The organism is Halocatena salina (genome assembly GCF_023115355.1).
Classification (GTDB): domain Archaea; phylum Halobacteriota; class Halobacteria; order Halobacteriales; family Haloarculaceae; genus Halocatena; species Halocatena salina.
On the sequence record NZ_CP096020.1, the window covers coordinates 277420 to 286738 of the forward strand.

The 9319-nt window shown below is 57.2% G+C and carries 3 protein-coding genes; all 3 read right to left on the minus strand.

Annotation, left to right across the window (positions count from 1 at the left end; all coding sequences use genetic code 11):
* Position 1: 1 nt before the first annotated feature.
* From MW046_RS14195 to pglX, 3 genes are read right to left on the minus strand one after another with little or no spacing between them, the layout of a single operon-like run.
* Positions 2 to 2917 carry a helicase-related protein gene (locus tag MW046_RS14195; protein WP_247994821.1) on the minus strand — a complete coding sequence of 972 codons (2916 nt, stop codon included), beginning with the start codon at positions 2915 to 2917 and terminating at the stop codon, positions 2 to 4.
* 5 nt (positions 2918 to 2922) lie between these two features.
* Entirely contained in the window at positions 2923 to 5082 is a 2160-nt protein-coding gene (pglZ, locus tag MW046_RS14200; RefSeq protein WP_247994822.1) for a BREX-5 system phosphatase PglZ, read from the minus strand.
* A gap of 8 nt (positions 5083 to 5090) precedes the next feature.
* Positions 5091 to 9284 carry a BREX-5 system adenine-specific DNA-methyltransferase PglX gene (pglX, locus tag MW046_RS14205; protein ID WP_247994823.1) on the minus strand — a complete coding sequence of 1398 codons (4194 nt, stop codon included), beginning with the start codon at positions 9282 to 9284 and terminating at the stop codon, positions 5091 to 5093.
* Positions 9285 to 9319: the final 35 nt, after the last annotated feature.

Below are 9319 nucleotides of genomic sequence, written 5' to 3' on the forward strand. Positions count from 1 at the left end.
ACTACACTGCAAGCACAAAGCAGAGATTCTCGATTTCGGGCGCGAGCGAGATCACCTGCGCTTTCCGATGAATGTCCGCTCGCCGACGCTCGATACGTTGCTCGAGTTTGTGTAATCGCTCGCGCTGGCCCCGAATCGCGATATCCATGTTCGTCCCCGTGGCTGCCTTCCGTTCGTATTCGTCGATAAACTGCTCGATGCGTTTTCGCTCCGACCGGGCATACTCCTTCAGATTATCAAGTTCGTGTCGTGTTTCATCCCGTCGACGCTCCTGAAGGTCGGCTCGAAGCGTTGCAATGCGTTGGCTGATGTATCGGTCGGACACGGTCTGCAACTGCTCTCGTTTCTGAAGCAGCGTCCGAACCTGTTCTGTATCCGGCGCCCCTTTTATCGAACTCCCTTCGACAATGCGCTGTCCGAGACGGTGCTGTGGGTCGGCGTGCGTTGCATCGACGAACACAGGGTGCATCTCCTCGTGGATCACTTCCCCCGTCCCATCCTCGAATCGGAGTCGGTAATTGTAGGTGATTCCAGGGGTGTCCACGAACGGAAGGAGCTTGAGGCCGACGCCGCCACGATCACCATCGAGTACCTCCTGCATCAGTCGCTGCACTACCTCGGTATCCGGCGAAACGTATTCGATCTCTTCGTGATCCATTGCGAACTCACGATCGAAGGTGAACGGTCCGTATTCCTCGTCACTAGATCCGGCTCGGAGCGACTGTGGAAGAGTAGCCCGGTAGAGATTACTCCCGGCCTTCTCGATGTCGCCATCTAGCGCAGAAACCCCCCGTTCGAAAAACGTCCGGATATCGGCTTCACTCCCATAGATGTCCTCGGACTCGTCTATGACGTCCTGAATCTTCCGCCGACTCTTTTCGTCGAACGTGCTGGTATCGATGAGGCTTCGATCGTACCACTCCTGAAGCGTGCGTTGGCGCTCATCGATCAGTTCCTCCAGCTCTTCTCTGGTAGCAGTTGGAGGGTCACCGTTCTGAATGGATGTCATGATGAGCGAATCGACGTCAATGTCGTCGAGCATTCCAAGCACATCGGCCGTGTTCCCGAGGGTGCCTCGAATGCTCTCGACCTTGTCCTGAAGCATCTCAAATATCTCTCCCTCCCGGGTATCTTCGAACGAGAAGTTCCACACCTTGACCTCCTTGTCCTGTCCATAGCGGTGAATTCGTCCGATGCGTTGTTCGAGTCGGTTGGGATTCCACGGCAGTTCGTAGTTCACCATGATGTGACAGCTATGCTGGAGATCGATGCCTTCACTCGCGGCGTCAGTTGCGAACAACAGCCGTGACTGGCCGTGATTGAACTCTTCTTCGATACGAGCGCGGTCGTCCTTGCTCACATCACCGTGAATCGTGAGGATCTCATCGGCCCACGGTTCGTCTGTCACCAAGTCGAGGAGATAATCAAGCGTGTCGCGGTATTCAGTGAACAGTAGGAGCTTCTCATCGGGCTGTTCCGCAAGCAGTTGTTGGATGTAGCGACGTACCCGCTGTGCCTTAGAGTCGACCGAAATTCCTTCGGCGAGCGAGACGAGGTCACGGAGTGTCAGGATCTCCTCTTCGAGTTGGGCATCGCTTTCCGTGATCGTGAGTGATGAAAGCTCCTCCTCGGCCTGCTGTTTGTCATCTTCATCCAGATCCTCGCCGTCAAGATATGCCACTGCTTTTTCTGAGAGATTGTTCGTTGACTGTTCGTCGACAAGATCTCCCAAACGACGGCTGAGCGTCGCTTTGATCGCGCCGATACTGCTGACGAGGCGCTTTTGCATGAGTGCCATTGCGAACCCAACAGCAGGTTCGTTGAGTTTCTCGGACCGATTGTAGACGTTCTGAACGTAGTCGGTGACGGCCTGGTAGAACTGCCGTTCTTCGTGAGTCATCTCGACTGGAACAGTGGAGACGTCCCTATCCGGGAATATGCGCTCACCGTCCTCGTCGTAGATCGACTGCTTGCCGCGACGGATCACCGCGCGGTCGACGGTCTCTTTCGACAGATCCTGATCTTCGGAGGCGACAAACGGATCGATATACTCGACCAGCGACCGGAATGCCTCTCCTTTGCCGTCGTGGGGGGTTGCGCTCAACAGGAGCAGTGAATCAGAGTTCCCAGCGACCCGTTCGACCATCTTCGAGGTCTGACTCGGTGACTCACCTCTCTTGGCAGCTTTGTGTGCCTCATCGACGATAACGACGTCCCAGAACGCCTCTGCAAGCGCGGACTGAAACTCGTCCTGTCGGAGAAACGCCATGCTACCGATCATCCGCTGGTGATCTTGCTCCCAGATGTTGGCCTCCTCTCCAAGCCGGCGGTGCTCGCCTTCGACCCACTGTCTCTCAGCTGGAGTGAGATCGATGTCGAAAAAGCGGTTCATATCCCGGATCCACTTCTTCTGGAGGTGCGCCGGTACGACGAACAGGACACGGTCGGCGCGGTTCCGTGCGGTGAGCTCCTTGAGGATGAGGCCAGCCTCGATCGTTTTTCCAAGCCCGACATCGTCGGCAATGAGTGCGCGCTGGCGTAGTTTCTGCATCACCCTGTTAACGGCGGCGAGCTGATAGGGTTCGAGTCGAACCAGCGAGTTCGAAATGCTCAACAGCTGTCCCTGTTCGTGAGCGATTTGAAGTTGAAGCGCTTGACAACGCAGATCGAACCACTCAGCCGAAACTATCTCGTGATCGGGATGGAGCTGGTCGGCTACTGGCAGCGTCAGTTCATCGAGTTGGTTGGTCTTTTCTTTGATTTCGACATCGTCGATACAGACGGTCTTCACACCTGTATTCTCGACGTACGCCCGGAGGTAATCGAGGTCGCCAATCGAGCACGTCTTGATGACCTCGGCAGGGGTATCGTTGAGGTAGATCGCGTCGCCGGACGCAAGCTGATGACAGTCGTTCATGGCAGTCATTCCTGTGTGATTGTGATGAAGTTCAATACGAACTCCTGAGGAAGAACCCCGCCATGATAGAAACGAGCGTTGGGGAGTCCCCGGTTGCGAAAGCGCTGAATCGGATCAGCGAGAACGCTGAGTTTCGTATCGTCATTGAGATACCCGAGGTGGGCGTTCTCATCGAGTAGAACCCCGGGTGCATTCTCATCGATGTTCTCGCCAGCGATCCACCGACGGGTGATCGTCTCGGCTGAATCAGGCGGATGGATGTCATCGATGTCGACGCGTTTCGGGAGGGAGATGAATCCGTGGTCGGAGAGGACGTATGCGCGGTCCCACTCACCTTGGTCGAGTTTCTCACAGATGATATCCGAAATCTTCCTGATGCGGTCGGTGAACAGTTCTTCGAAGTCGGTCAGTCCCTCTTCGCCTCCCTTGTCGATATCGTTCCAGTAGTAGGCGACGCGCGTGTTGCTCCAACCGGACGTATCGTCCTCGCTTTGCATGATGTAGCTCCAGCCGTCGTCTTTCAGCAACTTCTCACGCTGGTAGTTGGTAATCGTACGACCGTTGCGCTCGGGGACGAGCTTGCTGTCTTCCAGGCCGATGGCGAAACTGAACTTGCTTCCCGGCGTGAGCGCTGCCTTCCCAAACGCGGTATCCGATGGAAGCGCTCCGACCCAAGCGTTCTCATCGACTTCGAGACCTGGAAGCTCGCGACGGATAGACTCGGCCAGTTCGTGCGCGAGATCGAACCGCAACGCATCAACGATGAACAACGCGACGCTCTGACCGCTCCTGAGGTGTTCTTGCTCCGAAGCGAAGAACTGATGGGCGTGGTGCTCCCCAACGAATGGCGATCCTGCCTCGATCTGATCGGCGACGAGCTCCCCGAGGTCGCGGAGGTATTCGAGGTAGCGCGACTCCACTAGCGATGTGCGGAGATCGTCGAGCATCCCCGTCGCAGGATGTTCCTCGGGGAGATCCTTCTCAGGGGAGCCCGAGACGATCAGCTTGAACACCGCATCGTCGATCTGCCAGGTACCGTTCTCGACGTCACCGTAGAGATCGACGACGTCAGTGGTATCGCCGCGTTCGTCCCACGTGTCGAGTTCATGTGCGAGGTTGGCGACCTCCACGGCCTGCTCCCAAACATGCGTCCACGGAACGTCACCGTACGTCGTTTCGAGGCGCTGGTAGCGCTCGGTTGCGCGGCTCGCACACAGCTCGTACGCTCCGTTGTAAAAGGAGTGGGTCCACTGCTCGAACAGCTCGTGTTCCAGGGAGGCATCGACTGGACAGTCGGCCAGCTCCCATGGGTCGTCGTATGTACGCAGGATATCGTGCCAGAAGCGAGCGTCGGGGTTGAGGTAAACGTGCGCTAGCTCTCCCGCGCGCTCGGTCTTGCTCAACACCGACTGGAGTTCGGGTCGGGAGATCCCAAGGCCAGAACTTGGTTCGGGCTGATATTCGGGGTCGAGACGCGATTTGTCGAGCCCTTCTTCGACGAGCCACTCGGCGACTGCCCAGCGTCTCGTGCGGTCGACGATTTCCTGCTCGGCAGTGAGTCCTTCGACGGCCACAACGCCTTTTTCAACCAGCAAGTCACGGAGCTTCAGCAGGTCGTCAGTGTCGTCAGGGAGGTTCTCGACGCCGTGTTCGAGGACGAACTGCACGGGATCATCGTGTCCATCGAGAACGATCTTCGTCTGGAGACCCTGAAGCGTCGGCAAGCCGCCGTCGCCGTTGAGTTCTCGAAAGAGGGTCTGTGCGATGTGTTCGCGCTTGCCGGCCTCCGCATCCTCGTAGGCCGTCCGGACCGAGGTGGCCTGCAAGCGGTCGTTTCCGAAACAGCGCGTTGCGAGCTTCCCGATGTGCAGCTCGATAACGCCACCGGTGTTCTCGACGTCTCTGAACCAGTCGGTGTCGTCGCTTGCAGCGTGGGGCACGTACCAGACAGTTCGACCACGGGGCGGTTCAGTGCGTAGCTCCAACGGTGTCTGTTCGGCGGCGTGGAACTCACAACCCAGCGAATGGCTCACACGCTCGACGATATCACGAAGGTAGCCGCCATCATCCCACCAGAGAACGGTCGGATCGTCGTCAGTCGCTTCGTCGATGGCGGTTTCGATGGCGTCTTCAGCGCACTGTGGCAGGGTTTTGGTTGCGGGCATGGTTACAGTTACAGGACGTTGTTCTCGACAGTCTTGGAGACGATCTCGGCGTCGGCAAGCGGTGTGATGTTGATTTCGACGCCGTGTTTGCGGTTGGGCTGGTAGCCGGCAGTCGTGATCTCGGAAAGTGCGCGGTCGGACCACTCCGAGGAGATGTCGGCTGTGATCTCCTCACAGGCGGCCGCGATCTCCTCGGAAAGCTCTTGGTAGTCATCGAGATCGCTCGCCAGCTCGGAGAGGAGCCGCTGGCGTTCGGAGCCGCCGCCGTCGCCGATCTGTGTCTGTCCGGGGTCCTCAAACTTATCGAAGTAGTAGGTCATAAACAGAACGCCGTTGCTCGCGTAGTGTGCAGAGCCGATCAGATCGTGGTAGTACTCGAAGAGATCGTACAGGTGGGCCTCGATCGGTTCGGATCCATCCTCCGCGTAGGACTCGAAGGCGGTTTTCAAGTCGTCAAGGGCAGCCAGCCACTCGTCTCGATTTTCCTGTACGGTCTCGTAGAAGGTAGGACTGAACAGGTCTCCCATGTCTGTGTCGTCGAGCCCGGCGAGTGCTTCAAGTGCGTTCAGTCTGGTGGCCGTCCGTTCACGGAAGTCAGCAACCTGTTGGGCTGTTGTCGCAGCGAGTGTCCGGTTTTCCTCGGGCCAGTCTCGGGCAACAGGCTGTGCGAGGTCGGCCAGCCGGTCTTCGAACACGTCGATCTGTTCGAGTCCGCTCTCACAGCGGGTGTATTCTTCCGCAGCCGATGCCTGTTCGGAGGCTGAGAGGGAGTCGTCGCCCCGACGCCGGTTGGCTGCGCTCCGGCGTTCTCGGAGCTGCGCCTTTCGCGGCTCGAGGTAGCGGTTTTGGAGTCGATCGAAAACGTTCGCATCGAGCTGGTGGTAGTCGATGAGACAGCCAAAGCCCTCGCCTTCCGGATCGGAGACGAGGCGCTCGGTCGTCAACCGCCAGAGGATCGGCGTGCGGTCGAACGTCGAGACGTGGTAGTTGAAGAGGTCGCGTTCGAGCCACTCCCGAAGGTTCGGGTACGCCTCCTCGTCGGCTGATTTGCTTCCGAGAAGCTGATCGACTTCCGCGAGTCGGGCGTCGGCGTGGTCGCCGAATATTCGTTCGAATTCGCCTTCGATGCGGGTGAGAAGCGTGGCTTCCTCGTCGCTCTCAGTGAGCGGCACGATCCCGTCGTCGTCCTCGTGGACGATGCGGAGTGTCAAGTGGAGCAGGAGGTCCTTCACCATCGCCGGGAAGTCATCAGGGGGCTCGGTGATCGCTTCGGGATCGTATTCCTCGCGTTCTCGGGGATCTTCGATGGTACGGAGCGCGATCTCTTGGAGGATGGTCTCGCGTTGCTCCTCGGTGATGTCGAAGCAGTCGAACACCGCCTCGTCGATCGCGTCCGCACAGGACTGGAGTTCATCCTCGATGCGTTCGAGGTGTGTGGCTGCTGCAATACCGAGTTCTTCGAGAGTAGCTGATGGGTCGACGGTCTTCGGTGGACCATCTAGCGTGAGATCCTCTCGCAGTTCCCGGTGAGGATGGTCGTATTGAGGAAGGGAGTCATTGACACCGAGGACATCGAGGAGTACAGGACCGTCGTAGTGCGGTGAGACGAAATCGTACTGGCGTTTGGAGATGAGGTGACTGACTGCTTCTTTCGAAAGCGTTTCGAGTTCATCTGAGGCCCCAAGATTTGGGATCCATGATATTCGAGAGACTAATCCAACATACCAGTTCCGTTCGGATGTCTGAGATAACATTAAATATGTGAATAGATGGCTATTTAGGTACGATAGTGTGGCCCAAGTATGTTTGTTGGGAATATATACAGATCCCATATGACCAAATATCGAACTTTCGTGGAGGTAACCAAACCTTCGTCCGCTTCGTTTTGACATCGTCCAAGTCAGAGCTTCACTAAAGTAGTATCCTGTATTCTGAACTCGTGCACCGACTTGGCTTTTGAGATGACGGGGGTCCCAGTTTACAACTAGTTTTACTCTTGGCAGAATCCACGCATCCTCTCCTCCCTTAGCGAATGGAACCCAGTTACCATTATCGTCAGACTCCCAGAAATTTCGTAAGAAGCGTTCGTCATCTCCTGTGCATAGTCCTGACGCTGCTACACCAACGCTTTTGCCGTCTACCCCTCCGGTTTCTGCGTCTAAATGTGCTTCCGTCTCAAACAGAGATCGGAGATTCTGAGGCACCCAATAGGATAAGGGCGTTGCTGGGATTGATTGTAAATTTGATAAGTCAATCATATATTTCCGTTGAACACCGTTATCTACTGAATCCACAAATGCGGCACTGAGGAATGTCCGTTCTTTCTCGGCCTTCGACACATCTGGAAGCCGAATGAACGTTCCAGTTTGTCCACTCTCGATCTCCGACCGAACTACAGTGCCAACTGTACCGACGGTTGCGTTATCGAGAATATCGTACCCGAACTCCGAGAAGAAGTCGAATGCTCCACGACCCCCAACGAAGTCCTCACGGAAGTTCTGGAACGACTTGTTGAACATGAACGACCACGGGACGAGCATCCCGATCCGACCGTTCGCCCTCACCAATCGATCACAGGCCTCGAAGAAGTTGATGTAGTATTCCGTCGTATAGTCGTAGTGGTCTTCGACGTAGCCTTGCACGTTGTCAGGCATCCGACCACCAGACCCGTACGGCGGGTTCATCAGCGCGACATCGTAATCCTGCGTCAACACCACCAGCAGATGCAGAAAGCTCCGGAGGTTCTGTTCACCGAACGAGTCCGACGTGCGTTCTTCGACACGGTGTTCGAGCGTCCGGAGGAACTGGTTCAGCGTGTGTGGCCCTTCGCCGCCCCACTCCAGCACGTCCGTCTGTTCGTCCATGAACGCATCCGCGAGCGCGCCCTGCACGTCGAGTAGGCTCCCGAGCGCCTCTGTGGTCTGGAACTCCTCGATAACGCTGTCGAGCGCCTCACGTACGTCCGTCCCGTCGCCGGTGATCTCATCTAAGACATCGACGGCTGCCTCGACCTCGGCCACCCGAGCGTCGGCACAGACGACCCCCAGATTCGGCATCTCGAACGCATCGTTGCCCGCAGCTTCCGCCCGCGTGCGAGCCTTCAGATACAGGTTGAACGCCGACAGCTGACAGGAACGGAGGTCGATGTCGACGCCATACAGGTTGTGCTCCAGTACCTTCGCTGGGATCTCTCCTCGATCCAGATCGGTCTCGGCCCACCAGATGCGCTCGAGAATATCGAATGCATACAGCAGGAAGTGACCACTCCCACACGCCGGATCGATGACGCGCAATTCCCGTGGATGGTCGAACGATGGCGCTTGCTGTTCGTCCTCATCGGGAATAAGATACGTACAGAGCGACGGCACGTCAGGCGCATCCTCTGGCGTAACGAGGCGTTCTTTCCGTTCGTCCGGTGAGAGTTCTGCGGGCGCAGGAATGGAAGATTCCTTCCCGGTCGCTTCGAGATAGAGCTTCCCGAGCGAATTATCAGCGAGCATTCGCACCACCCAATGTGGCGTGTAAAACTGGTTCGCCGGACCGACGTCTCCCGGTTCGAGCGTGTTCTTTGCGTCGAGTGCCTCGACTACTGGACGGTTGTAGTATTCGTACACCCATCCGAGCACGTCGTCGGCCCGCCACACTTCATCGGGAATCTCATCGAGCAATCCACACAGTTCCTCGAACGTGTCATCGTCTGGATCAATCTGGCTGTACGCCGTCTCCCGGTCGAACAGGATCTCGATCTCCGCGGCTAACTCGTCACAGGCGTCGTGATACGCTTTGAGGATGGCTTCGTCTTCCAGCAAGAACTCCTCGTGAACGAGCGTCTCTGCGGCCGGCGTCAGGCCATTCTCCTTGAAAACGGTAACCTCCTCGTCGATGAACTCCCGAACCTCCATACAGCGCAGCGCAGCCAGTCGATTCACGATCGTGTAGCCGACGCCGGTGACGTACCCCTCGAACGCCTCGTTCCAGTCGTCTCCATCGACCGCCTCTATCTCGATCGCTTCGACGAGCTGGTGGGCTTCCGTATCGAGCGACTCGGGATCGTCGGGGGCGTCGTCGAGACTCAGTTGGGTGAGCTGGAACTCGACGTTGTCCTCGACGCGCTCGCGCATGTCGGTGACCACGGCTTCGAGATGTTCGCGTTCTTCTTTGTCCAGCTGAGCCGTCCGTTGAGAGAGAGAATCGCTTTCCATGGGGGGTAATCGTGTATGCTATGTCCGAACCGTAC

Bases quoted from the DNA above. Each gene is read 5' to 3' on its own strand.
- MW046_RS14195 (WP_247994821.1), bottom strand. From the start codon at position 2,917: ATGAACGACTGTCATCAGCTTGCGTCCGGCGACGCGATCTACCTCAAC.
- pglZ (WP_247994822.1), bottom strand. From the start codon at position 5,082: ATGCCCGCAACCAAAACCCTGCCACAGTGCGCTGAAGACGCCATCGAA.
- pglX (WP_247994823.1), bottom strand. From the start codon at position 9,284: ATGGAAAGCGATTCTCTCTCTCAACGGACGGCTCAGCTGGACAAAGAA.